The sequence below is a fragment of the Rhodobacter sp. P2_H5 genome, from assembly GCF_056403335.1.
Map to the genome: position 1 here is coordinate 158,154 of NZ_JBFUFS010000006.1, position 25,569 is coordinate 183,722.

General features: G+C 66.1%; 20 protein-coding genes. 10 read left to right on the plus strand and 10 right to left on the minus strand.

The window, feature by feature from the left end; all coding sequences use genetic code 11:
• The first annotated feature begins 78 nt into the window (after window positions 1-78).
• Window positions 79-1,857 (plus strand): thiamine pyrophosphate-binding protein, encoded by a 1,779-nt coding sequence (locus AC1DVR_RS10355; protein ID WP_478000483.1) that lies wholly within the window; start codon window positions 79-81, stop codon window positions 1,855-1,857.
• Window positions 1,858-1,901: 44 nt separating this feature from the next.
• Here AC1DVR_RS10355 and AC1DVR_RS10360 read toward each other — a convergent pair whose 3' ends face one another.
• Window positions 1,902-2,672 carry an enoyl-CoA hydratase/isomerase family protein gene (locus AC1DVR_RS10360; protein WP_478000484.1) on the minus strand — a complete coding sequence of 257 codons (771 nt, stop codon included), beginning with the start codon at window positions 2,670-2,672 and terminating at the stop codon, window positions 1,902-1,904.
• A gap of 179 nt (window positions 2,673-2,851) precedes the next feature.
• On the opposite strand from AC1DVR_RS10360, the gene AC1DVR_RS10365 reads away from it, so the two are divergent.
• The 5 genes from AC1DVR_RS10365 to AC1DVR_RS10385 all read left to right on the plus strand — a co-directional run bounded on the left by AC1DVR_RS10365 (window position 2,852) and on the right by AC1DVR_RS10385 (window position 7,869).
• Window positions 2,852-3,460 carry a CDP-alcohol phosphatidyltransferase family protein gene (locus AC1DVR_RS10365; protein ID WP_478000485.1) on the plus strand — a complete coding sequence of 203 codons (609 nt, stop codon included), beginning with the start codon at window positions 2,852-2,854 and terminating at the stop codon, window positions 3,458-3,460.
• Between the two features lie 31 nt (window positions 3,461-3,491).
• The gene (locus AC1DVR_RS10370) at window positions 3,492-4,676 is read left to right on the plus strand and encodes an ABC transporter substrate-binding protein (protein WP_478000486.1); all 1,185 of its coding nucleotides are present in this window, start codon (window positions 3,492-3,494) and stop codon (window positions 4,674-4,676) included.
• A complete protein-coding gene (locus AC1DVR_RS10375; protein ID WP_478000487.1) occupies window positions 4,673-6,370 on the plus strand; it encodes an ABC transporter permease in 1,698 nt (565 codons plus the stop codon). The genes AC1DVR_RS10370 and AC1DVR_RS10375 overlap by 4 nt, the downstream gene beginning before the upstream one ends.
• On the plus strand, window positions 6,367-7,020 hold the full coding sequence (locus tag AC1DVR_RS10380) for an ATP-binding cassette domain-containing protein (protein ID WP_478000488.1): 654 nt from the start codon (window positions 6,367-6,369) through the stop codon (window positions 7,018-7,020). Before AC1DVR_RS10375 ends, AC1DVR_RS10380 begins: the two co-directional genes overlap by 4 nt.
• Before the next feature lie 138 nt (window positions 7,021-7,158).
• Window positions 7,159-7,869 carry a YoaK family protein gene (locus AC1DVR_RS10385; RefSeq protein ID WP_478000489.1) on the plus strand — a complete coding sequence of 237 codons (711 nt, stop codon included), beginning with the start codon at window positions 7,159-7,161 and terminating at the stop codon, window positions 7,867-7,869.
• Here the strand turns inward: AC1DVR_RS10385 and pip are convergent.
• Complete coding sequence (gene pip / locus AC1DVR_RS10390) at window positions 7,866-8,843, minus strand: prolyl aminopeptidase (protein ID WP_478000490.1); 978 nt, start codon at window positions 8,841-8,843, stop codon at window positions 7,866-7,868. The genes AC1DVR_RS10385 and pip overlap by 4 nt on opposite strands.
• Window positions 8,844-8,902: 59 nt before the next feature.
• Between pip and ubiG the strand changes: the two genes are divergently transcribed.
• Complete coding sequence (gene ubiG / locus AC1DVR_RS10395; RefSeq protein WP_478000491.1) at window positions 8,903-9,634, plus strand: bifunctional 2-polyprenyl-6-hydroxyphenol methylase/3-demethylubiquinol 3-O-methyltransferase UbiG; 732 nt, start codon at window positions 8,903-8,905, stop codon at window positions 9,632-9,634.
• A gap of 101 nt (window positions 9,635-9,735) precedes the next feature.
• Here ubiG and mgrA read toward each other — a convergent pair whose 3' ends face one another.
• Window positions 9,736-10,764 carry an L-glyceraldehyde 3-phosphate reductase gene (mgrA, locus tag AC1DVR_RS10400; protein ID WP_478000492.1) on the minus strand — a complete coding sequence of 343 codons (1,029 nt, stop codon included), beginning with the start codon at window positions 10,762-10,764 and terminating at the stop codon, window positions 9,736-9,738.
• A gap of 154 nt (window positions 10,765-10,918) precedes the next feature.
• On the opposite strand from mgrA, the gene AC1DVR_RS10405 reads away from it, so the two are divergent.
• Entirely contained in the window at window positions 10,919-12,727 is a 1,809-nt protein-coding gene (locus tag AC1DVR_RS10405; RefSeq protein ID WP_478000493.1) for an autotransporter assembly complex protein TamA, read from the plus strand.
• Entirely contained in the window at window positions 12,727-16,527 is a 3,801-nt protein-coding gene (locus AC1DVR_RS10410) for a translocation/assembly module TamB domain-containing protein (protein WP_478000494.1), read from the plus strand. Before AC1DVR_RS10405 ends, AC1DVR_RS10410 begins: the two co-directional genes overlap by 1 nt.
• A 3-nt stretch (window positions 16,528-16,530) precedes the next feature.
• Here AC1DVR_RS10410 and AC1DVR_RS10415 read toward each other — a convergent pair whose 3' ends face one another.
• The 7 genes from AC1DVR_RS10415 to AC1DVR_RS10445 all read right to left on the minus strand — a co-directional run bounded on the left by AC1DVR_RS10415 (window position 16,531) and on the right by AC1DVR_RS10445 (window position 24,323).
• The gene (locus tag AC1DVR_RS10415) at window positions 16,531-17,364 is read right to left on the minus strand and encodes a YihY/virulence factor BrkB family protein (protein WP_478000495.1); all 834 of its coding nucleotides are present in this window, start codon (window positions 17,362-17,364) and stop codon (window positions 16,531-16,533) included.
• Between the two features lie 99 nt (window positions 17,365-17,463).
• Window positions 17,464-17,679, minus strand: coding sequence for a hypothetical protein (locus AC1DVR_RS10420; RefSeq protein ID WP_478000496.1), 216 nt, complete (start codon window positions 17,677-17,679; stop codon window positions 17,464-17,466).
• 76 nt (window positions 17,680-17,755) lie between these two features.
• Window positions 17,756-18,451, minus strand: a complete 696-nt coding sequence (locus AC1DVR_RS10425; protein ID WP_478000497.1) for a YjbF family lipoprotein — start codon at window positions 18,449-18,451, stop codon at window positions 17,756-17,758.
• Window positions 18,452-18,453: 2 nt separating this feature from the next.
• Window positions 18,454-20,610, minus strand: coding sequence for a YjbH domain-containing protein (locus AC1DVR_RS10430; protein ID WP_478000498.1), 2,157 nt, complete (start codon window positions 20,608-20,610; stop codon window positions 18,454-18,456).
• Between the two features lie 109 nt (window positions 20,611-20,719).
• Window positions 20,720-22,672, minus strand: coding sequence for a polysaccharide biosynthesis protein (locus AC1DVR_RS10435; RefSeq protein ID WP_478000499.1), 1,953 nt, complete (start codon window positions 22,670-22,672; stop codon window positions 20,720-20,722).
• Window positions 22,673-22,820: 148 nt separating this feature from the next.
• The gene (locus AC1DVR_RS10440; RefSeq protein ID WP_478000500.1) at window positions 22,821-23,435 is read right to left on the minus strand and encodes a sugar transferase; all 615 of its coding nucleotides are present in this window, start codon (window positions 23,433-23,435) and stop codon (window positions 22,821-22,823) included.
• Window positions 23,436-23,465: 30 nt separating this feature from the next.
• Window positions 23,466-24,323: an NAD-dependent epimerase/dehydratase family protein gene (locus tag AC1DVR_RS10445; RefSeq protein WP_478000501.1), complete on the minus strand. Its 858-nt coding sequence runs from the start codon at window positions 24,321-24,323 to the stop codon at window positions 23,466-23,468.
• A gap of 120 nt (window positions 24,324-24,443) precedes the next feature.
• Here AC1DVR_RS10445 and AC1DVR_RS10450 point away from each other — a divergent pair, with 120 nt between their 5' ends.
• The gene (locus tag AC1DVR_RS10450) at window positions 24,444-25,568 is read left to right on the plus strand and encodes a polysaccharide biosynthesis/export family protein (RefSeq protein WP_478000502.1); all 1,125 of its coding nucleotides are present in this window, start codon (window positions 24,444-24,446) and stop codon (window positions 25,566-25,568) included.
• Window position 25,569 lies beyond the last annotated feature (1 nt).

Genomic DNA, 25,569 nt, shown 5'->3' on the forward strand with positions numbered 1-25,569 from the left:
CCCCCAGGCTTCGGCCCCCATGCCGCCGCAGACCCGGTTTGCGGCACGGCTTCGACTTGTTTCATGAAAGGAAAGACCATGGCCCATATCGGTGATCTCGTATCTGAGATGCTTGCGCAATACGGTGTCGAACTGGTGTTCGGGATGCCAGGCGGGCAGACGACGGCGCTGCACGACGGGATCTCGCGGCGCAATGACCGGATCAAGCATATCCTGATGCGGGACGAGCGCAACGCGGCCTATGCGGCGGATGCCTATGCGCGGCTGACCGGCAAGCCCGGGGTCTGCGACGTGACCGTGGGGCCGGGGGCTAACCTGCTGCCTGCCGGGTTTCTGGAGGCCTTGAACGCCTCGATCCCGATGATCGCGATTGTGGGGGAACTGCCGCTGGATTGGCTGTCCCTGAAGGAAAAAGGCATTGCGAGCCGGGGCTTCGACCAGCTCGCCTTCTTCAAGACCTGCTCGAAGGAGGCCTTTCTGGTGCCTTCCGTCGCGGCCCTCCCCGACCTGATCCGCGCCGCCTTCCGCATCGCCACCTCACCCCGCCCCGGCCCGGTGGCGCTGATCATCCCGCATGACATTTTCGACGCCGAATGGGACGAAGAGGCCCTGCCCATCGTCATCGACGACCGCGCGAAGCAAATCCCCTTCGTCCGCTCCACCGCCCCCAACGAGGATATCGAACGCGCGGTCGCATTGATCAGGAAGGCCAAGCGCCCTGCCATCGTCTATGGCGGCGGCGTCCATGGCTCGGTCGCGGCGGTTGAGGCCACGGCCTTCGCCGACCGGCTCGGCGGGCTGGTGGTCACAAGCCTGTCCGGCAAGGGCTCGGTCCCCGAAACCCGCGCCTATGCGGCGGGGGTCCTCAATCCGCTCGGCTCCTGGGCTGCGATTGAACTCATTCAGGAGGCCGACCTGATCATCTGGTGCGGATCGAAGGTCAGCCAGAACACCGGGATGAACTGGACCCTGCCGAAGGCAACCCAGGCCACGATCACCATCGACTGCGACCCGATGGAGCATGGCCGCACCTTCCGCCCGACCGTGCCGCTGTTCGGCGACGTGCGCGAAATCCTGCGCAGCCTGAACGCCGCTCTGGGCGACAGTCTGACTGGCACCCGCCCCGACTGGGACGCGCGGATTGCCGCGGTCAAGGCCGAGGGAGATGCGGCGAAGGCGATCGAAATGGCCTCGGAGCAGATCCCCGTCCTGCCGCCCCGCGTGATGCGCGAGATCGCGGCGCGGTTGGGGGATACGGATGTGGTGGTTTCCGACGCGTCTTTCTCCGCCGGCTGGATCTCCGGTTATATCCCGGCGAAGAAATCCGAACGCCAATTCCTCTTCGCGCGGGGCCAGGGGGGCTTGGGCTATGCCGTGCCCGGCGCCATCGGCGCAGCCGCCACAAGGCCCGAGGCGCGCATCGTCACCGTGGCAGGCGACGGCGCGTTTTCCTATACGATCGGCGAGCTTGCGACGATGGCGCAGTACAACCAGCGCGTGGTCAACGTCGTGATCAACAACGGAAAACTCGGCTGGATCCAGCTTTGGCAGGAGATCTACTTCGGCAATGTCCAGTCGGCCAACCTCGAAAGCCAGACCTCGACGCCGGGCTATGCCGCCGCCGCCGCGGGCCTTGGCCTGCTCGGCATCTACTGCGACAAGCCGGACGAGATCGGCCCGGCCCTCGACCGCGCTTTCGCGCATGACGGCCCCTCGGTGGTCGAGGTCCGCATCGACGACCGCGCCACGCCGATCCATTCCTTCAAACGCCGGATGCGCGAGCTGAACGCCACCCCGAAACCGCGTCCCGGCACGGTCTACAAGCTCCGCCAGTTCAAGATCTCACCCGATCTCTGAGCCACGCCTGCGGCAGGGTCAAACCTGCCGCAGGGCTGAATGCCTCAACGCCCGCGAAACACCGGGGCGCGTTTGGCGGCAAAGGCGGCGCGGCCCTCGCGGTAGTCCTCGCTTGAGGCCGCGGCGGCGGCGAGCGCCTCTGCTACGTCGGGATCAAAGCTGCCAAAGGCCTGTCCGTTCAGGATATATTTCGCCCCCGCGATGGTCAGCGGGGCCGAGGTGGCGGCAAGGCCGCGCGCCATCTCCAAAGCTGCCGCCTGAGGGTCCGCGGCGATGCGGTCTAACAGGCCGATCCGCAAAGCTTCGGCAGCGGGAAAGCGGTCGCCGGTGTAGAGGATGCGCTTGGCTGCGGTAAGGCCGACCAGGGCCAGCAGTTTGCGCGTCCCACCCTCGCCATAAACGATCGAGAGTCGCGCCGCCGGGATACCGAACTGGCCATCCTCGGGTGCCAGACGGAAGTCGGCGGCCATGGCGACATGCATGCCGCCGCCCAGGGTATAGCCCTTGCAAGCCGCGATCACCGGCTTGGGGCAGGCGGCGATGGCGTCGCAGCCCGCGTCAACCGCCGCCTCATAGGCGCGGGCCTGATCGGCGTCGTCGCGGATCTGGCCGAACTCGGCAATATCGGCCCCGGCGGTGAAATCTGCCCCGGCCCCGGTCAGGACAATCGCCTTGACCCCCGGATCGCGCCCCAGATCGGCGAAGATCGTGGCGAGGCCCCGCCACATCGCCAAGGTCAACGCGTTGCGCTGCTGCGGACGGTTGAGCGTGACCAAAGCCACATCCGCCGCGATCTCGACCAGAATATCCGTCATCTCTTCCGCCCTTGTCTCCGGACCGCGCTGGCGCGGTGCTTTGGCCAAGGATCGGGTCTTCCGCGCGCCGCCACAAGGGCTTTCCCCACAAGGGCAATCCCCACGAGGGCTGCCTCCTGCGGATTGCCGGTTGACCCGGCACGGCGCCATGGCCAAGGCTGGCCGCAAAGGAGAGGCTGATGATCGACGCAATCCTCGCACCGCTGCAAGCCCGGCTTCTGGCGCCCCTGGCCCGAGGGCTGGTGGCGCGTGGGGTGGCGGCGGATCAGATCTCGCTGGCGGGGTTTGCGCTGGGGGTGCTGGCGGTGCCGGCGCTGGCCCTGCAGCTTTACGGGCTGGCGCTGGCGCTTCTTTTGGCGAACCGGCTGGCGGATGGGCTGGATGGCGCGGTGGCGCGGCTGACGGGGGCGAGCGATCGCGGGGCCTTTCTAGACATCGCGCTCGATTTCGCCTTTTACGCGCTGTTTCCCTTGGGTTTTGCACTGGCGGACCCTGGCGCCAATGCCTTGGCGGCGGCGGTGCTGATCACCTCTTTCGTCGGCACCGGGTCGTCCTTTCTGGCCTTCGCCAGCGTGGCCGCGCAGCGCGGGCAGAAGGCGGCGGCTTTTCCCACCAAGGGGATCCACTACCTGGGTGGCCTGACCGAAGGCTTTGAGACAATTGCGTTTTTCATGGCGATATGCCTTTTTCCTGGCAGCTTTCCGCTTCTGGCCTATCTTTATGCCGCGGCCTGCGCCGTCACCACGCTTCTGCGCTGGCACCAGGGCTGGCGGAGTTTTTCAGAATAGGGCGCGCCGCCCTGACCGATCCGGAGTTTTCATGAAGCTTTCCCTCGTCGCCGCCCTGACCCTTGGCCTTGCCAGCCCCGCCTTAGCCGACTGGCCGCAGACGCTGGCCGAGGCGCGCGGCCAGACCGTCTATTTCAACGCCTGGGGCGGGGATGAGCGGACCAATGCCTTTATTGCCTGGGTGAGCACGCAGACTGAAGCGCAGTTTGGCGTCAAGGTGACCCAGGTCAAGCTGAGCGACACGGCCGAGGCGGTGACGCGGGTCCTGTCGGAAAAGGCGGCGGGGCAGGTGCAGGGCGGCAGCGTCGACCTGATCTGGATCAACGGGCCGAATTTCCTTGCGATGAAAGAGCAGGGCCTGCTGCATGGGCCTTTTGTGGCCGACTTGCCCAATGCGAAATACCTCGACCTGTCGCCCGCAGCCCCGGCCTCGGTTGATTTCACCGTGCCGGTGGAGGGGATGGAAAGCCCCTGGCGGCTGGCGAAATTCGTCTTCAGCTATGACAGCGCCCGCTTGGCCCTTCCGCCGCGCAGCATGGTTGCCCTGGGCGCATGGGCCAAGGCGCATCCGGGGCGGCTGACCCATCCGCAACCGTCGAACTTCATGGGGGCGACCTTCCTGAAACAGGCGCTGATCGAGCTGGCGCCTGACCCGAGTGCCCTGCAAAAGCCGGTGACGGAGGCGGAATTTGCGACCCAGACCGCCCCGCTCTGGGCCTGGTATGACGCTTTGCGCCCCAACCTCTGGCATGAGGGCAAGACCTTCCCGGAGAACGAATCCATCCAGCAACAGCTGTTGAACGATGGCGAGGTTGATATCGCGATGTCCTTCGACCCGGCCTCGACCGCCGCCGCCATCGGGCAGGGGCTTTTGCTCGAAACGGCGCGGGTTTTCGTGCCCGAGGCGGGATCGATCGGCAATGTCAGCTTTGTGGCCATCCCCTTCAACGCCGCCCATAGCGCCGGGGCGGAAGTTGTGGCGAATTTCCTGCTGGCGCCGGAAACTCAGGCGCGGATGCAGAATATAGAGGTGCTGGGCTCCTTCTCGGTGCTGGACCCCACCAAGCTCGATGCGGCGGGGCAGGCGGCTTTCGCGGCCCTGCCGCAATCGCCCGCCTTGCCGACGGCCGCTGATCTGGGCCCGACGCTGCTGGAGCCGCATGCCAGCTGGATGACCCGGTTGACCGCGGAATGGGCCAAGCGAACCACGAAATGACCGAAGGGCGCCGGCTGCTCAGAGGGGTCGTGCTGGGCGTGGTGGCTCTTGGGCTGATCGCGCCCATCGGCCTTGGCCTTTGGCAGACCGGACGGGCGGCCTTTGGCATCCTGCCGGCGCTGGGGCTGCATGATCTGTCCCTGGCGCCTTGGCGGCAATTGGCGGCCTTGCCCGGCTTTTCCACCAGTCTGCGGTTGACCCTGGTCACCGGGCTGGGGGCGACGCTGTTGTCCTTGCTGCTGGCCACCGGCTTTTGTGCGGCGCTTCATGGGCGGATGCGTCTGGCCGCGGGTGAGCGGCTTCTGGCGCCGTTTCTGGCGGTGCCCCATGCGGCGATGGCGGTGGGGCTGGCCTTTGTGCTGGCACCCTCGGGCTGGATCGCCCGGGCTTTGGCCGGGGTTGCGGGGTGGAGCCAGCCGCCGGATCTCGCCACGGTCAACGACGGCTGGGGTCTCGCGCTGATGCTGGGGCTGATGGTCAAGGAGGTGCCCTTCCTTTTGCTGGTGATCCTGTCGGCCCTGTCGCAGATCGCGGTCGGGCGGCAGATGGCGGCGGGGCGGGCGCTTGGCTATGGGCGCGGGCTGGTCTGGATCAAGGTGATCATGCCGCAGGTCTGGCCCCTGATCCGGCTGCCGGTCTGGGTGGTGCTGGCCTATGCGCTGTCGACGGTGGACATGGCGCTGATCCTCGGGCCATCGAACCCGCCGACGCTGTCGGTCGCGGTGATGCGCTGGTACGGGGCGGCGGACCTCGCGATGATCCTGCCAGCCTCGGCCGGGGCCTTGCTGCAGGCGGCGCTGGTGCTGGCGGCGATCGGCCTGTTCTGGGGCGGCGAGGGGCTGGTGCGGCACATCGGCCTGTGGTGGCTGCGGCGTGGCGGTCGCGGGCTTTCTGCGGAGCCGGGGCTTCGGGCGGCGAGCGCTGCGGTGGTGGCCCTGCTGGCGCTGGGTTCCGTGGCGATGCTGGCGCTTGGGGTCTGGAGCCTGGCGTGGCGCTGGTCCTTTCCGCAACTTTTGCCGGAGAGCTGGTCGCTGGCCGCCTGGACCCGCCATTCCGGCGATTGGAGCCTCGCGCTGTCCCACACCCTGACGCTGGCGGGCCTGACCACCGGCCTGTCGCTGGCGCTGGCCGTGGCTTGGCTGGAGGGCGAGGACCGCGTGCGCGCCCCCTGGGCCGAGGCGCTGATTTACCTGCCGCTGCTGATCCCGCAGATCGGGTTTCTTTACGGGCTGAACGTGGTCTTCCTGCATCTGGGCGTGTCGGGCGGCATGGTGGCGGTGGTCTGGGCGCAGGCGCTTTTCGTTTTTCCCTATGTGATGATCGCGCTGTCGGACCCCTGGCGCGCGCTGGACCCCCGGCTGGTGGCTGCGGCCGCGGCGCTGGGGGCGGGGCCGTGGCGCAGGCTGGTCGCGGTCAAGTTGCCGATCCTTTTGCGCCCGCTTTTGACGGCGGCGGCCATCGGCATCGCGGTTTCGGTGGCGCAGTACCTGCCGACGCTGTTCGCCGGAGCGGGGCGGATCGCGACGCTGACGACCGAGGCGGTGACGCTTTCCTCCGGCTCCGACCGCCGGGTGACCGGGGTCTATGCCAGCCTGCAGGCCGCCGTGCCGCTGGCGGCCTATCTGCTGGCCTTCCTGCTGCCCGCCCTTCTGCACCGCCACCGCCGCGACCTCCTGGGAGGGCCCGTGCCATGAGCCTGGATCTGGAGGCGCTTTGCATCCGCACCACCGCGGGCGAGGCGCTGTTTGCGCCTCTGACCCTGCATGTCGCCCCCGGAGAGGTCGCCACCGTCATGGGCCCCTCGGGCATCGGCAAATCGACGCTGCTGGACGGGATCGGCGGCCATCTGGCGCATGGTTTCCACCTGTCGGGCAAGATCTTGCTGGATGGCGCCGACATGACCCGCCTTCCGGCCGAGGCGCGGCGGATCGGCGTGCTGTTTCAGGACGCGCTTCTGTTCCCGCATCTGTCGGTGGGCGATAACCTCGCCTTCGGCCTGCCGCAGCGGGTGAAAGGCCGCGCCCCGCGCCGCGCCGCGGTCGAGGCGGCGCTGGATCAGGCCGGACTGTCCGGCATGTACGCCCGCGACCCCGCCACCCTGTCGGGCGGGCAAAAGGCGCGGGCGGCCCTGATGCGGACCCTGCTGGCCGAGCCCCTGGCCCTGCTGCTGGACGAGCCCTTCTCGCGGCTGGACGTGGCCCTGCGCGACGAGATCCGCGCCTTCATCTTTGCCCTGGTGCGTGACCGGGCCATCCCGGCGCTTCTGGTCACGCATGACCCGCAGGATGCGGCCCTAGCGGGCGGCGCCGTGGTGCACCTGCAAACCCGGCCTGAGGCAGGATAATTTCTGCCGCGCCCGGCTTGCAGAGGCGGCGCGAAAGGTGGAAGGCTTGGGCGACAGCCATTTGCGGCTTTTGCAATTTCAGCACCGTTGGACCTCATGACACCTGCAAAGAGCGGAGTCTTCCTGCGAAGCCATCGCATGGCCCGGACGCTGTCGGGCCATCGTCGGTCGCGCAAGCGAGACTTTGTTCTGGCCACCGTTCTGGCAGCCATCGCCGGGGCAGCCAATGCGGGCGGCTTCTTTGCGCTTGGCAAATATACCTCGCATATGACGGGCTATATCTCGCAACTCGCCGACGGGGTAGCGGTGCTGGATTTCGCGGTGGCCTTGGTCAGCGTGCTGGCAATCGGGTCCTTCGTCAGCGGCGCGGCCTTCAGCACCATCCTGATCAACTGGGCGCGCCAGCACCTGTTGCGCCAGCAATATGCCCTGCCGCTGGCGCTGCAGGGCGCCTTCATGCTGTGCTTTTCGTGGGGCGGGATCTTTACGGGTGAGGTCGGCCGGCTCTTCTCGCTCGCCTGTCTGTGTTTCATCATGGGGATGCAGAATGCGACGATCACCAAGATTTCCAACGCGCGAATCCGCACCACCCATGCCTCGGGCATGGTGACCGACATCGGGATCGAGTTTGGTCGGGCGATTTTCAGCGGCGTTTTGCGGATGCGCGGGGTGCGGCCGGATTGGGCCAAGCTGCGAATCCTGGCGACGCTGGTCTCGGCCTTCCTGCTGGGCGGCGTGACCGGGGCGGTCGGATATGGCCATGTCGGCTTCTTCTTCTCGCTGCCGCTGGCGGTGATCCTGCTGGGCCTGTCGCTGCCCACGCTCCTGACGCGGGGCGGTGGCGCCTAGAACGTCCTGCCGCGCAGGCCGTTCATCACCGAAACCAGCGCCTCGGATATGCCGGGCTCCGAGAGGGCGTGGCCCGCCTGCGCGATCATCCGCAGCTCGGCCCCCGGCCAGCCTTGGGTCAGCCGCCACGCGGCGGCGGGCGGGCAGATCATGTCGAGGCGGCCCTGGACCATGGTGACGCCGATGCCCTCGATCTTGTGGCGCTCGCGCAGGATCCAGCCGTCACAGGGCAGGAAGCCGGCGTTCTGGAAGTAGTGGTTCTCCAGCCGGGCAAAGGCACGGGCATAGTCGGCGGGGCCTTCGCCCCAGAAACCGTCATGGCTGACCGAGGCGAGGGCGTTTTCCCAGTTCGACCAGATCCGGCCAAGGCGGATCTCTTCGGCCAGATCGCCCGAGAACAGCCGCCGGTGATAGGCGCCGATCAGGTCGCCGCGCTCTTCCGGCGGGATCGGGGCCAAGAAGCGGGCCCAGAGGTCGGGAAAGAACATGCCGGCGCCGCCGCCATAGAACCAGTCCAGCTCGCTCCGGCTCATCAGGAAGATGCCGCGCAGGGTCAGGTGGGCCACGCGGGTCGGATGGGTGATGGCGTAAATGAGGGCCAGGGCCGCGCCCCAGCTGCCGCCGAAGACGATGAACTTCTCGACCCCCAGCGCCTCGCGGATCGCCTCGATATCGGCGACGAGGTGCCAGGTGGTGTTGTTCTCCACGCTGGCATGCGGGCGCGAGCGGCCGCAGCCGCGTTGGTCGAAGAGGACGACACGGTAATGCGCCGGATCGAAATAGCGCCGCATCGCCGGGCTGCAGCCGCCGCCCGGGCCGCCGTGCAGGACGATGACCGGCACGCCATCGGGGTTGCCGCATTGCTCGACATAAAGGCGGTGGCCGTCGCCCATGTCCATCATGCGCTGGTCGAAGGGCTCAACCGGCGGGTAAAGATAGTCGCTTGCGCGTTTTGGGCCTGATCTGTGATCCATCTCGGCCTATATAGCGTGTGCTGCGGCCTGTGACACACGGTTTTTGAAGGAAGTATGACATGCAAACCACCATCGATCCGAGTGAAGTCGCGAAATTCGAGGCGATGGCGGCGGAATGGTGGGATCCGAACGGGAAATTCCGCCCGCTGCATCTGATGAATCCCTGCCGGCTGGATTATATCACCAGCCAGATTGCCGCCGAATATGGCCGCGATCTGGCGCAGCCCAAGCCCTTTGCCGGGCTGCGGATCCTCGACATTGGCTGTGGTGGCGGGCTCCTGTCGGAACCGATGGCGCGGCTTGGCGCTGAGGTTGTCGGGGCGGATGCGGCGCCGCGGAATATTCCGGTGGCGCAGGTTCATGCGGAGCAATCGGGCCTCAGCATCGACTACCGCTTCACCACGGCCGAGGATCTGGCCGCCGCCGGGGAGCGGTTTGATGTCGTGTTGAACATGGAAGTGGTCGAGCATGTCAGCGATCCGCTCGCCTATCTGACCGCTTGTCAGACCCTGCTGAAACCCGGTGGGATCATGCTGTGTTCGACCCTCAATCGGAACGCGAAAAGCTTCATGATGGCGATTGTCGGGGCGGAGTGGGTGATGCGGTGGTTGCCCAAGGGCACGCATGACTGGGCCAAGTTCATCACCCCGGACGAGCTTTATGACCTGATCCGCCGCGCGGGGCTGACGCCTTTGGACCGCAAGGGCATGGTCTTCAACCCGGTCGGGTGGAGCTGGAGCCTTTCGGCGCGGGATTTGTCCGTCAATTATGTGACGACCAGCCGGAAATAGGCGTGCAAGGGGCAGGATTGCACGCGTGCAATCCTGCTTAAGGATTTGATATCAAACCGGTTTCGAAATTCTGTTAGGGTTTCGTTAACCCGGACAGGAGCCTAGTCCGACGAGGACTTGGACCAGAGGTTGATGTCTTTCTCCAGCGAGATCCGGTCAATCTCGGCCAGTTCCTCGGGGGTGAAGGTCAGGTTCTGCAGGGCGCCGACGCAGTCCACGACCTGTTCGGGCTTGGACGCGCCGATCAGAGCCGAGGTCAGCTTGCCGTCGCGCAGGACCCAGGCGAGGGCCATCTGGGCGAGGGTCTGGCCGCGCGACTGGGCCAGATCGTTCAGCTTGTTCAGGCTGGCCACGGTGCCTGCGGTCAGAAGCCCGGCATCAAGGCTGGAGCCTTGGGTGGCGCGGCTGCCGGCGGGGATGCCCTTGAGGTACTTGTTGGTCAACATGCCCTGCGCCAAGGGCACAAAACCGATCGAGCCGATGCCAAGCTCTTCCAGCGTGTCTTGCAGGCCCTCGGTCTCGATCCAGCGGTTGAGGATGCTGTAGCTGGGCTGGTGGATGACGCAGGGCGTGCCGAGGTCCTTCAGGATCGCCGCCGCCTCGCGGGTGCGCTGGGCGCCGTAGCTGGAAATCCCGACGTACAAAGCCTTGCCGGAGCGGACGATCTGATCCAGAGCGCCCATCGTCTCTTCCAGGGGGGTCTCGGGGTCGAAGCGGTGCGAATAGAAGATGTCGAAATAGTCGAGCCCGGTGCGTTTCAGGCTTTGATCACAGGACGCGATCAGGTTCTTGCGGCTGCCCCATTCGCCGTAGGGGCCCTGCCACATGAGGTACCCCGCCTTGGAGGAGATGATCATCTCGTCCCGCAGACCCTTGAAATCGTTGCGCATGATCTCGCCAAAGGCGGTTTCGGCCGAGCCGGGGGGCGGGCCGTAGTTGTTGGCGATGTCGAAATGGGTGATGCCAAGGTCAAAGGCGGTGCGCAGGATCGCCTGTTTGGTCTGGTGCGGCGTGTCATGGCCGAAATTGTGCCAGAGCCCGAGCGAAATGGCGGGGAGTTTCAACCCGCTGCGGCCCGAGCGGTTGTAGATCATCCGGTCGTACCGGGTGTCTGCGGGGATATAGGTCATGGCGGCCTCCTGAAGTGTTGCAGTCTTGTCTTATAGGCGTGCAAGAATTTCCAGCGCTAACCTGCCGAGGGAACCGCAGGCCGCGCAGCTGCATTGCCCTTTGTGGTGACGACTGCGATAGTCCAATCACTTTATTGAAAGGTCGCATGTCACTATGGGCGCTTCGATCCACAGGCGGGTTCTGGTCGGTGCTGCGGCGCTTGCGGTAGGGCTTGCGGCGGCCCTGCCCGGTCAGGCCTTTGATGCGGTGCAATTCGCCGTGGCGGGCAATGACGCGAAGCTGACCAAGGAGCTGCGCGCGGCCTCCGGTCTGGCGGCGGCGGCCAAGGACAGGAGCGCGCAGGACCTTTTCGCCGATGCGCGGGCCGAATATGGCCGGCTTCTGTCGGCGCTTTACGCCACGGGGCATTATGGCCCGGTGATCCATGTGCTGATCGACGGGCGCGAGGCATCCAGCATCGCCCCGCTGAACGCGCCTTCGACGATTGGCACGGTTGCGGTGACGGTCGATCCCGGCCCGGTGTTCAATTTCGCGCAGGCGCAGGTGGCGCCCCTGGCGCCGCGGACCGAGATGCCGCCGGCCTTTGCGGTGGGCAAACCCGCCGGGGCCGGGGTGATCAAGGGCGCGGTGCAGGCAGGTGTCGATGGCTGGCGCAGTCAGGGCAATGCCAAGGTCAAGGTGGCGGCGCAGGATCTGACGGCGGATCATGCGACCTCTACCCTCAGCGCGCGGGTCGCGCTGGCGCCGGGGCCGGTGCTGCGCTTTGGTGCGCTGAAGGTGAACGGGGCGCAGACCATCCGCCCGAACCGGGTGCAGAAGATTGCCGGCGTGCCGACGGGCGAACGCTTTGACCCGGTGCAGGAAAAGCGCGTGGTGGAGCGGCTGCGGCGGTCGGGCGTCTTCTCCTCGGTCACGGTGACCGAAGATGCCGGGATCACCCCGCCGGATTATCTGGGCCTGACGGCGGATCTGGTCGAGGCCAAGCGCCGCCGCTACACCTTTGGCGCCGAAGTTGCGACCGATGACGGGTTGAGCCTGAACGGCAGCTGGCTGCACCGCAACCTTCTGGGCGGTGGCGAGCGGTTGCAGATCACCGGGGCGGTCAGCAACATTGGCGGCACCACGGGAAGCGGGCTGGATTACTCCTTGGGGGTGACGCTGGACCGGCCGGCAACGCCGGGGGCGGATACCACGCTGAACCTTCTGGCCAATATCGGCCACCAGGACGAGGACGATTTCTCCGCCGACACCTTCACCACGGGCGGCGGGTTCACGCACTATTTCTCGGAAGAGCTGACCAGCCATATCGCGCTGACCTACAACTATTCCAACGGCACCGATGCGGCGGGGGATTTCCTGTACCGCAGCCTTGATCTGCCGATGGGCGTGACCTGGGACCGCCGCGACAGCAAGACCGACGCGACGCGTCTGTTCTATATCGACGTCAGCGCCAAGCCCTTCTTCGGCTTTGGCCAGACCGACAATGGCATCAAGCTGGGCTTTGACGGGCGGGTTTACAAAAGCGTCGGCGAAAAGAAGGGCGTGGTTCTGGCCGCAAGGTTGCAGGGCGGGGCGATCCTTGGCGCCTCGGTGCTGGGGGCGCCGCGGACGGATCTGTTCTATTCGGGCGGCGGCGGTACGGTGCGGGGCCAGCCCTACCAGTCGCTGGGGGTGACGGTCGATGACAACGGCACGCCCCTGGACATTGGCGGGACGACCTTCCTTGCCACCTCGCTTGAAGCGCGGGTGCGGGTGACCGACAACATCGGCGTGGTGGGCTTCGTGGATGCGGGCGCGGTCGGCGTCGGCGGGATTTCGGGCAACAACTGGCAGGCGGGCGCGGGTCTGGGCCTGCGCTATGCCACAGGGGTCGGGCCGATCCGGCTGGATGTGGCGATGCCGGTTCACGGCGACACGGGCCAGGGCGTGCAGCTGTACGTTGGTTTGGGGCAGGCGTTCTGATGCGGTTTCTGGTAGCGTTCCTTCTGTTCCTTCTGCCCGCCACGGCCTTTGCCGATGAAGCGGCCGACAAGGATTTCATCACCAACTGGCTGGAAACCAACCTGTCCGGCGCCGGGCGGATCATCACGATCGAGGGGTTTCAGGGCGCCTTGTCGTCGCAGGCGACCCTGACCAAGCTGACCATCGCCGATGATGCCGGGGTCTGGCTGACCTTGAAGGATGTCACGCTGGACTGGAGCCGCGCCGCGCTGTTCTCCGGTCGGATCGCGGTGAACGAGCTTTCGGCGGGCGAGATCGACCTCGACCGCCTGCCCACCGCCAGCTCGACCGACAGTGCCATTCCTGCAGCCGAGGCCAAGCCCTGGGCCCTGCCGGATCTGCCGGTGTCGATCGCGATCAAGAGCATCCTGGCCAAGAAGATCATCCTCGGGCCGACAGTTCTGGGCCAGCCGGTCGAGGCGAGCCTTGCGGCGGATGCCAACCTCGCGGGGGGCGAGGGCACGCTGCATGTGGCGCTGGAGCGCACCGGGACCGGGCCGCAGGGCAAGGTCACGCTCTCCTCCTCCTTTGCCAATGCGACGCAGGTTCTGGCCCTGTCGCTGGACGCCTCGGAGGGTGAGGGCGGGATTGTTGGCACCTTGCTGCATGTGCCGGGCGTTCCGGCGGCCAGTCTGACGATCGAGGGCAAGGGTCCCTTGTCGGATTTCGGCGCCGAGGTGAACCTGTCGACCGATGGGCAGACAAGGCTTGCCGGCAAGCTGACCCAGAAGGACGATGCCGAGGGCAACCGCAGCTTTACCGCCGATCTCGCGGGCGATCCGACGCCGGTCTTCCTGCCGGAATATGCCAGCTTCTTCGGCCCCAATGTCGCGATCCAGCTGAAGGGCCGGCGCGGCGCCGATGGCGCGCTCGCGATCGACAATTTCGCGGTGGAGGCGCAGGCGCTGAAACTGCAGGGCAATATGGCGCTGGGCGCGGATGGTCAGCCGGAGAACCTGCATCTAACCGGCGTTCTTGGCCTGCCCACCGGGCCGGTGACGCTGCCCGTCGTTTCGGATCTGCCGATCCGGGTCGGCCATGCCGACCTCACGCTGGCCTATGACAAGGCGGTCAGCAATCTGTGGAACTTTGGCATGACAGCCGACCAGTTCGACACCGGCAATGTCGCGGTCGGGCGGCTGCAGCTGACGGCGGAGGGCCAGTTGCAGGACCTTCTGTTCAACGGCACGGCGCGCTTTTCGGCGCTGTCCCTGCTGCCGCGTGACCCTGGCCTGGCCAAGGCGTTAGGCTCTACCGTGACCGGGGCTGCAAGTTTCAGCTGGGACAAGGCCAAGTCGGCGCTGCAAGTTTCTGACCTGTCGCTGACAGCACCCGGCTACCGGATCACCAGCCAGGGCAATATCAGCGGCCTGGCCGAGCTGGAGGGCACCGCACAGGGCCATTATGACGACCTGTCGCGGCTCGCCAGCCTGACCGGGCGGCCCCTGACGGGTTCGGTGCAGTTCGACCTGAAAGGCAAGGGCAGCCCGGTAAGCGGCGCCTTTGACGTGGATGGCACGCTGGAGGGTCTGGGCCTTGGCGCGGGGATCGCGCAGCTGGATCACCTGCTGGAGGGGCAAAGTGCGCTTGACCTCTCGGCCAAGCGGGACGAGACGGGGACGGTGATCCGCGCGCTGAGCCTGAAGGCGAAAAGTCTGGCCGTCGATCTGTCGGGCACGCTGACGGGGGATAACAGCGACCTCAAGGGCACGGTGGAGTTCAACGATCTTGCAGCCCTTGGGCCGCAGTATCACGGCAGCCTTTCGGCCAAGGGCAGCTTCACGGGCACGATGAAGGCGGGTCAGCTTTCGGTGCTGGCGCAGGGGCAGGATCTGGCGATTGGCCAGCCGCAGGCGGATGCAATGCTGAAAGGCACCAGCGATCTGGCGCTGGAGGCGACTTTTGCCAATGAGGTCGCCACGATCCAGAAGGCGCAGGCCACCACGGCGCAGGGCGTGATTGCGGTCACGGGCACCGCCTCGGCCGCGCAGAACGACCTTGCGGCCAAGTTGTCGCTGCCTGACCTGTCGGTGCTGGGCGCGGGCTATCGCGGTGCGGTCGAGGGCGATGCGACGCTGACCGGCACGACGACGAACGGAGCGGTGACGCTGGATGTGAAGGCGAGCGATCTGGCGCTGGGGCAGGCGCAGGCCGATGCGCTGCTGCGCGGCAGTTCCTCGGTTTCGGTGAAGCTGGCGCTGACGCCGCAGGGCGTGCAGATCGACAAGGCGGAGCTCGGCAATGCGCAGCTGCGCGCCAGCATCATCGGCGTGGTGCAGGGCGCCAACCGCAACCTGACGCTGTCGGCCAAACTGGCCAATGTCGGGGTTCTGTACCCGCAATTCCCCGGTGCCGCGACGCTGACCGGGACCGCGGTGCAGGGCGCCGCCGGCACCACGCTGGATATCGCGGCCAAGGGTCCGGGGCAGCTTGATGCCAAGATCAAGGGCACGGTCGCCGCCGACTACACGCGCGCCGATCTGAGCATCGCTGGCAGCGCCTCGGCCTCGCTGGCCAATGCCTTCATCGGGCCGCGCTCGATTGACGGGGCGATGCGGTTCGATTTGCGGCTGAACGGGCCGCTGGCGCTGTCGTCGCTGAGCGGTCCGGTGACCATCACGGGCGGGCGGCTGGCCGACCCGTCGCAGAACTTTGCCCTGCAGGAGCTGGCGGCGACGGCGCGGCTTTCGGGCGGGCGGGCGCAGATCGACGTGAACAGCGCGGTCTCGACCGGGGGCAACCTGTCGGTCAAGGGCGGCATCGGGCTGGATGCGCCCTATACGGCGGATCTGGCGATCCAGCTTAACAGCGTCGTGCTGAAGAACCCCGAGCTTTACGAGACCACGGTCAATGGCGCGGTGACCTTCAAGGGCCCGGCGATGGGCGGGGCGATGATTGCCGGGGCGATTGCGCTGGGCAAGACCGAGTTGCGCATCCCTTCGACCGGGGCGGGGGCCGATGGCAACCTGCCGGGGCTGAAGCATCTGCACGAGCCTGCCGCCGTCAAGGCGACCCGGGCGCGGGCCGGGGTTGGCACCTCGGTTGGCGTGGCAAAGCCGAACCGGGGCTATGGGCTGGACATAAGGATTTCGGCGCCCAATCAGGTGTTCATCCGCGGCCGCGGGCTTGATGCCGAACTGGGCGGCAGTCTGGTGCTGCGCGGTTCGACCACCAACATCACGCCCTCGGGCGCCTTCAACCTGATCCGCGGCCGGTTGGACATTCTTGGCCGGCGGCTGGTGCTGACCGAGGCGCAGATCCAGCTGCAGGGCGCCCTGGTGCCCTATGTCCGGGTCGTGGCCTCGGTCGAGAGCGATGGCGTGACCTCGCAGGTGGTGATCGAGGGGGAGGCGAATGATCCGACGGTGACCTTCACCTCCTCGCCCTCGTTGCCGCAGGAAGAGGTGATCGCGCGGCTGTTGTTCAACCGCGGGCTGGAGAATATCAGCGCCTTTCAGGCGGCCCAGCTGGCCGGGGCGGTGGCGACGCTGGCCGGCGGTGGCGGCGAAGGGATCCTCGCCAAGATCCGCAGCGGGACGGGGCTGGACAATCTGGACGTGCAGGCGGATGCGACGGGGAATGCCTCGCTGACGGCAGGCAAGTATTTCAGCGACAAGACCTATAGCGAGGTCACGGTGGACCAGACTGGGAAAAGCACGATCAGCCTCAACTACGATGTGGGGCGCAACGTGACGCTGAAGGCGCATGTCACCTCGGACGGGGCGACGGGCGCGGGGGTCTTCCTGCAGAAGGATTACTGAGGGCTACTTGCGGCGGTGCCGTTCGGCATCGACCGCGGCGCCCAGCAGCACCGAATAGGCGCTGACGTAAAGCCACATCTGCAGCACGACCACGGCGCCGATCGACCCGTAAACCCGGTTGTAGGACGGGAAATTCGCGAGGTAGAGCATGAAGCCGCGCGCCGCCAGCGCCCACAGAACCACCGCGACCAGAAGCCCCCAGCTGAAGAACGGCGGGCGGCGCTGGCCGAAGTTGGGGCCGTAGCGATAGGCGATCCCGACCGAGACGACGACCAGGATCACCCCCAGCGCCAGGTTGGCGCGGTGCAGCACCGCGGCATCGTCGCCCGGCATCGGCAGAAGCCCGATGATCAGGGGGGCAACCACGGTGACCAGCATCGCCGCCAGCGCCAGCCCCATCAGCGCCAGGGTCAGCAGCATCGCGCGCAGCTGGTGGTGGCCGCCGGGCCGGTTGGGCAGCTGGTGAATCGCGTTCAGCCCGCGGATCAAGGCCGCCACCCCGGCCCGCGCCGACCAGAGGGCAAAGAGCGTGGACAGGATGGTGGCCCAGCCGAGCTGCGGCCCGCGCACGGCCAGAAGGCCCTGGACCTGGGTCCGCACCAGGCTCAAGGCGTCGGGCGGCAGAAAACCTTTGAGGAGGTCGACCTGGGTCTGGATGACCGAAGGGTCATAGACCGTGCCCCAGACCGCAATCACGGCGGCGGCGGCGGGAAAGATCGCCAGAAAGCCGAAGAAGGCGACGCCCGCCGAAATCAGCCCCAGCTCGGCCTGTTCGGAGCGGCGGTAGAGGCGCAATGCCGCGGCGATATACTGGGGCGAAAGCGGCAGTCGTCGCAAACCCCAATCCTCCGGCGGTCTTGACACAATACGAATCACTACGGGCACGCCAAACAGCGCGCCCGTAATCTAGAATTCAACAGGCCTGAGCGGCTTGCCTCAGTTCGTGGTCGAGGACGAGCTGCTGCTGCTGCCCCCGTTGAGCGCGGCCAGCAGGGCCAGCGGGATCAGCGCGAGACCAACGGTGGTAGCGGTAATGCCGCCGGCCACAACGGTCGGGCCCGGCGCGGGCTTCGGCTTCACCGGGGCGGTCTGGGCGCCAGCAACCGAGGCAACAAATGCAAGGCTCAGGGCCAATGCGGCAATCTTCTTCATGACTTCTCTCCAATACATGGGGGATGGTGTTTTTCTATCACGATTTCGTCGAGCTGATAAGACCTTTCTGGACAAGTCAGTCAATGACACGTTGCAGCGTCATCAGCGACAGGTCCGGGGTCATTCTTTGGGCCGATTGCCGCAATCTTCCGCTTCCGTCGAACCAATAGGCGTTCTCGAAGGGTTTGTGCGGGCCGTCGCACGATTCGGTCACCTTGCGCGTCACATAGGCCTTGCCCAGAACGGTGATGGTTTCCTTGCCCGCCGCGGCGAAGTCGCAGTCGTAATCGGTGCTGACCGTCTGATCGGCACCGTCGAGGTAGTAATAAATGCGGTGGAAGCTGCCCGAGGCGCGGCTGACCTGCGACAGTTCGGGGGCGACCGCCGTCATCAGATCGGGGCCGAAGCCGCGCGTGGCGACCAGAATGCCGTCGCGCAGCGAGACCGTCTCGTAGGTCTGGCTGACCCAGGTGGTCACCGGACCGTTCTGGCCATAGATGCCCATGAAGCTGAGATAGCCGCGCCCCGGCAGGCCGACCGCAATCGCCGGCAGGCCGCTTTGCTCCAGCGCGGTGCGCACAGGCGTGCCGATCGCGGGATCGAGGTTGGTCAGCACCGGAACCGGCTTGCCCTTGCCCGCCAGCACCACGCTGAACAGGCCCTTGCCCGCATTGAGCGAATTGCGGGCGTCCAGCGCCTCGTCGCCATTGCCGCAGGCGGCCAGCAGCGGCAGGCAGAGACACAGAAGGCCGAGAAGGGAGAAGGACCGCATTTTCATTTCCAGACCCGCGCCCATTGAGCATCCAGCTTGGTTTGATCGTAGCTGTGCAAGACGTCATAGAGACGATCGTTGACATAAAGGCGCGCACCGCCGTCGCGGCCCACCGGCCGGATCACCAGCGAACGCACCGTCCGGGTCGGCTTGCCCATGAACCAGGACAGCGGGATCGACAGGAGGATCCCCTTGTCGAACGAACCTTCGCCGAAATCCTTGGCCGAGACATTGGTCTTGGTCGCAAAGGCGCCGACCTGCCAGCCATTCTCAAAGACGCGGGTCAGGGTCAGCGTGGCGCCGAAATCGCCCGCCAGATAGCGGCCGACATCGACCTGCATGTGATAGCCGTTCTGGAAGTCGTAGTAGCCCGAGACATGGCCGGTCGCGACGCGGTAGTCGTACTGGTCAAAGCCCAGCCCGCCATCGGTGTTGCGCTGTGCGACATAGTTCGCCTCGACCCCCAGGGCCCAGTTGCGGGCCTCCGGACGCCAGAGCACCTCGGTCGAAATGCCGCCGAACATCTGTTCGAGATATCCCGCCGTAACCCGGCCATAGACCGCCGGCGCGAGGTTGGTGTACCAGGCGGCGGTCAAAGACTCGAGGTCGGGGTTGCCCTTGGTCGCATAAAGCACGGAATCGCTGCGGACGTGATGCAGGCGGCTGGAGCTTTTGCCGACATTCTCGTCGATGCCCTTGAGCGACAGTGCCGTCACCGAGCCGGACAGGATGAAGCCGGGCGAAATCTGATATTGGGTTGACGCGCGCAGGCCATAGCTCGCCTGCAGCGGGTTGCGCGGGTTGAAGACATAGGTCCGCACGAAGGGCAGGATCGACCAGGTGAGCCGCGGATAGGCCTTGGGGTTGCGGTACGAATCCGCCATCGGCGGGCCGCCGTCATAGATGTCGGTGCGCACGCGCAGGTCGGGGCCGGCCTCGGGGGCGAATTCCAGCTCTTCGAGGTCAAGGCGGCGGATGACGATCTTGGCGCCGGGAACGCCATGATCCATCGGCACGAGTTCAAACATCTCGACCGAGGCGGGCATCACCTGGCTCATCGCGCGGGCCATGCGGCCAACGGCCTGGGCCGTCGCATCATAGGTGGAGTTGTAGAAGCGGACCTGGGCCCGGGTCGCGGTCACACCGAGGGATTCGACGGTGATGCCGGTCCGTTCCAGGTTGTTGTTCAGGCTCTCCAGCAGGACCTGTTTGACGTCGGATTGCTGGGTCCAGTCGGTGGACCAGGCGATCGGGTCGCTGGCGCGCGAGGGGCGCGGCAGAAGCGGCTCGGGTGCCGTGCCGCCGATGCCGCCGCCGGGACGCTGGTCGGGGTTGAGGAAGAGGGTGAGGTTGATGCCAACCTCGCTGCCGTACATGTAATAGCCGCCGACGCTGAACGCCGAGTTGGGGCGATATTCCACACCGAAGTTGAAGGGGCTGCTGTGCTTGAAGGCGCCGCGGCGCTTGGCCTCTTCGGTATAGGCGTCCGAGGAATATTCGGCCTTCAGCACCAGCTTGTCGCTCAGCTGATACTCGACCCCGCCGAAGGCTGCGGCATTGCCGCGGAACCATTGCTTGGCGTTGAAATTGCCGCCGGTGCCGATGTCGATCTTGGCACGCGAGCCGAAGGGCTGGCCAAAGGAGCCGTAGCTGCCGAGACGTCCGAAGCCGATGCCGCCGGTGACCTTGAGCCGCGGGCTGACGTTCTTGGTCGCGGCGATATATTCGGCCGACGAAAGCCCGGTGCCGACGAAATCCTGCAGGCCGATGCTGATGGCGGGCACATAGCGGCCCTCTTTCAGGATCTGGTAGCTGAGGTCGAAGTTGCGGTCGTAATAGGTCGAAAACCCGTTCGCCCCATCACAATCGGGGGGGCAGAAGTTGTTGTTCCACTGATGGATGCCAATATAGCGGAAGGTGCCCGACAGGCGCGGCGTGATCTGGAACCGCAGGGAGTTCCGCAGGATCGGGCCGAATTTCGAGTGGTCGATGGTCAGATAGCCATCCGGCAGCTGCTCGCCCGAGGGCATGTCGATGATGCCGGTCTGGCCCGACAGGTTCAGCCCGGGCCGAAACTCGGCGTGGCTGGGCACCGCGAGCGTGAGGCATGCTACCGTCGCGAGGATGCGTGAGGCGAACCGTTTCATCGGATGGGTCACGTGAATGGCCTTTCATGAGCGAGGTCACTCTAGGACAAGCCCGGGAAGAGACAAACCCGATTGTTGCAAATTTCCGCGTCTGCGGCAGTGCAGCAACGCTGCCCGCGCCTCAACCGTTCGGCAGCGCGCCCTTGGCGAAGACCGGCTCGGCCAGGCCCTGTTGGGACGCCCCGGCGAGGTCGCCAAACCCCTCGACATAGGATGCGGCCACGGCGCGGGCGGCCATCGCGTCGCCGGTCGCCATCGCAATCCGCAGCGCCTGCAAGGCCTTGGCCATGTCCAACTCGGTCAGGCTGTTTTCATGGGCGCGCAGAATCTTGGCATGGGGCGTGGTCAGAAGGCCGGCGCCGATCAACAGCTCTTCATGCATCTTCTCGCCGGGGCGCAGGCCGATCATCTTGATCTCGATATCGCCATCGGGCCGCGTCTCGTCGCGCACGGTGTAGCCTGCGGCATGGACCATCTGTTCGGCCAGATCGCGGATTCGCATCGGCTTGCCCATGTCGAGCACGAAGACATCACCGTTGGAGGAGACGCCCGAGGAGGCAAAGCCGCCGGCCAGCAGGACCAGATGCACCGCCTCGGAGATGGTCATGAAATAGCGGGTGACGTCTTCATGGGTCAGGGTGATCGGGCCGCCGCGCAGGATCTGTTCCTTGAACAGAGGCACCACGGACCCTGACGACCCCAGCACATTGCCGAAGCGGACCATCGAAAACACCGTCTTGCGCGAGCGTTTCGCCAGATCCTGCACGACCATCTCGGCCAGGCGCTTGGAGGCGCCCATCACATTGGTCGGCCGCACCGCCTTGTCGGTGGAGATCAGGATGAAGCGTTCAACCCCCGCTTCTTCGGCGGCGTCGGCCAGGGTCCGGGTGCCCAGCACGTTATTGGCCATGCCCGCGACGGGGTTGGCCTCGACCAGGGGCACATGTTTGTAGGCGGCGGCGTGGATGACGACCTCGACCTCGTGATCCGACATGGCGGAGCGGGTGGCGCGCGAATCGGTCACCGAGCCCAGCACCGGCACGATCACCGTGGCACCCAGATCGGCGCGGGCGCGCAGTTCTCGGTCAATCTCGTAGAGGGCAAGTTCGCTCATCTCGAACAGGACCAGGCGCTTCGGCCCGAAGGTCAACAGCTGGCGGCAGAGTTCGGAGCCGATCGAGCCGCCGGCCCCGGTCACCAGAATCGAGCGTCCGGCATAGGCCGCGACACCATCGGTCACCTTGTCTTCGACCGATTGGCGGCCCAGGAACTGGTCGGCCGTCACCGGAGCCAGATTGTCGACCAGCGCCTCTGCCCCCACCAGCTGCGCAAAAGAGGGCAGGGCCAGCACATCCACCCCCAGCGACTGCAGGCGGCGGGCGATCTGCATCTGCTTGGGCGCCGAGGCCGAGGGCATGGCGAGCAGAACGCGGTCAATCTCCTTGTCGCGGACGATCTGTTCGATCCGGCTCGGGGCCAGAACCCGCAAGCCCGCCACGGTCATCGAATGCAGGCTTTCATTGTCGTCCATGAAGGCCACGACGACGATGGAATCGTGCGATTTCAGCGCGGCGGCCAGTTGGGTGCCGGTGGTGCCCGCGCCATAGATCAGCACGCGCCAGCGCCTTTGCCCCCAGCGCAGCACCAGAAGGTAGAAGTTGAGCATGGCCAGCCGGACCCCGACCGAGCCGAGGAAGAACAAAAGCCCGAACAGGCTGTAGCCCACCGCCGCAAATCCCTGCCCTGACGCCCGGCAGATGAACCACAGCGCCAGCACCAGAAGGCCCGAAAAGGCCGCCGTCCGCAGCACGGCGAGCGATTCATAGGCTTTGAGCCGGATGTTTGGAATGCCGAGCACCAGCGAGATCAGCGCCGCCGCGATCGGGAGCCAGAAAAACACCTCCGACATGCGGACAACGGAGTTCTGAGGAAACAGAGAAGAGGTCAACAGCATCACGGTCGCGAGGAGCGCCAGGGGGGCGATCACCACGTCGATCAGAAGAAATACGAAGCGTTTGTGGACGCGGTTCAGGCGATCCACCGTAGAGAAAAGGCGCGTTCTAATTTCCGACATCTGGGTAGGCTGTGCCTTTGCAAATTTGGCGTTCAGTCGCCAAAGACCGGACCGGACTTTGCAGCACGGCCTGTGCCAATGGCTTCAGGGTAAGCCTGCGACGCCTAGCGATCAAGCATTTCGCCATAAACTGCAGGCCAATTTACGTTCAATTGTTCATATTTAAGGCGCGGGCAAGGGTCTGGGCCATCAGGCGGAAGTCATAGATCAAATTGCGATGCTCTTGGTAAATCAGGTCGATCCGGGCTTTGCGGGGCACGCAACGCCGTGAATATACGGTATCAGTTTCTTCAGAAGTGTGACAGGCGGCCAGCAATCTTTCCTCGTGGCGGTGAAAGACCAGCGTGGCGAGGCCGGTGATTCCCGGCCGGTTGCGCAGCACCCGGGCATAGATCTCGGGGTGGCGCTCGACGTAAAGCCGCAGGGGCGGGCGCGGGCCGACAAAGCTCATGTCGCCCTTCAGCACGTTCCAGAGCTGCGGCACCTCATCCAGACGGCAGCGCCGCAGGAAGGCCCCGGTGGCCGTGATGCGCGACCTTTTGTTGCCGCCCGACACGCCCTGTTCGGGGGGCACCACGCTCATCGTGCGCAGTTTCCACAGGCGGAAGGGACGTCCCGGCGCCCGCATCCGTTCGGACACGTAGAACAGGGGCCGCCCTTCACGCCACCAAAGCCAGAGGAGCAGCAGTCCGAAGGGCAGCGCCAGGACAGCCATCAGGCAGAGGGCCAGGACGATATCCGCTAGACGTTTGCCAAAGGTCATGGGGCTCCGCGAGTCTCAGGGGTTCACGTTTCAGGGCCAAACGGATTTGAGTGAGTCCAATTCGGCGATCATGCCTTCGGCCGTGGCGGCGGGCAAGTCAACCAAAGCGGCCAGGCGGGCGACCGAAACGGCAACAATCGGGAGGGCTGCGGCGCGTGGCGGGCCGAACCGCCAGTCGGCCGCGGCGGCGGTCAGAAGATCGGCCATGGCGAGGGCGGGGGGTTGGGCCAGGTTGAGGATCGCGGGCAAGGGCGCGCCAAGCCGGGCGGCGGCGATCAGCGCCTCCAGCGTGCGGGCCAGGCTTTGCGGCCCGATGTAGGACCGTTCGGGCCCGCCCCTGCGGCCTGCGATCGGGTCAAGCACCACGGGGCCGGCGCGCGCGGCGGTCAGAAGCGCGTCGGCCCCGGCGAGATTGCCGAGGCGCAGGAGGGTCAGGCGATCTGCGGGCACCTCGGCCTGGAGGGCGCGTTCCGCCAGAAGCTTGGCCTGGCCATAGGGGCTGATCGGATCGGGGGGGCGATCCTCGGGGATCGGGGTGGGTTCGGGGCGGTAAACCGCCACCGAAGACATCAGGAAAACATGCCGCGCCTGCGCGATTTGCGCCGCTTTGCCCAAGAACTGGGCACTACGGCAATTTTCCGCCAATGCGGCGGCATCGCCGCGGGTTTGGCCGGCAAGATGCAGGATGACACAGCCTTCAGGCAGTGCGGGTGGCGGGTCGGTGCCGATATCCCAAACAAGATCAATGCCTTGACCGGGCCTGCGCGCCGACCAGAGGATCGGCCCCCCCGCCGCGTGACCGCCCAGCACCGCCCGCAAGGCGCGACCGACCCGACCCGCCGCACCGGTCACCACGGTGCAGCATTGCGATTTTTCAAGGTCTGCCACGAACTTATCCCCAAAGGTTTATGGGCGCCGTTGCCATTCCGGTTGACCCGCCGAGAAGGGACAGTATGTACTGCGGCTCATTCAAGTCCAGCCCATGCGGGCCGGATCAAGGAGTCCCGCATGCCTGCAATCGCAAGGCCCTTCGGCCCCGTACTGGCTCTGATCCTTCTCCTGGCGGCCTGCACCCCGCCGCAGGATGTGGCGAATGTGCAGCAAGTCACCGCCGGCGTTGACCGCGCCGATGCGACCTTCGCCGTGCAGATCGTGTCGCGTGCCACGCTGTCGATGCTCCGCACCTGGCCCGACAGCCATCCGCGCGCCAATCCGGGCTGGATCGGCCATCAGCGCACCGGCAGCGACCCGCAGATCCAGCCTGGCGACAAGCTGAGCCTGGCGGTCTGGGACAATGACGAATCCTCGCTGTTGAGCCAGCCGGCGCAGAAGGTGATCCAGCTGCCCGACCTCAAGGTCTCGACCTCGGGCACGATCTTCTTGCCCTATGTCGATGAGGTCTATGTTGCCCGCATGACGCCGGAACAGGCGCGCAAGGCGATCCAGACCAAGCTTCTGGCGATCATCCCCTCGGCCCAGGTGCAGCTGAACTATGCGTCGGGCGTCAACAACTCGGTCGAGGTCCTGTCGGGGCTGGCCAACAACGGCAGCTTCCCGCTGATCGACCGCAGCACCACGGTGTCCTCGATTCTGGCGCAGGCCGGTGGCGTTCCGGTCGGCATGGTGAACCCGCAGCTGAGTCTGACACGCGGCGGCAGGGTCTACCGGATTGCGGCCGACACGCTCCTGACCCATCCCGAGCTGGACACCACCCTGCGCGGCGGCGACAAGATATTCATCCAGCCCGAGGACCGCTATTTCCTGTCGCTGGGGGCGGCGGGCAAAGAGGCCCTGTTCAACTTCCCGCGCGACAACATCACGACGCTGGATGCGCTGTCGATCATCGGCGGCCTGAATGCCAGCACGGCGAACCCCAAGGGTGTGCTGATCCTGCGCAACTACCCCGACTCGATGGTGCGCAGCGACGTGCAGCGCGGGCCGCCGAAGAACCGGATGATCTTCGCCTTCGACATGACCTCGGCTGACGGGCTGTTCAGCGCGGGCGAGTTCAAGATCGAGGACCGCGACCTGGTGCTGGTCACCCAAAGCGCGCTGGTCAACACCCGCACCATCCTGGGCATCGTCAGCGACCTTTTGGGCACGACGCGCTCGGTCTCGCGGATCACGCAGTAAG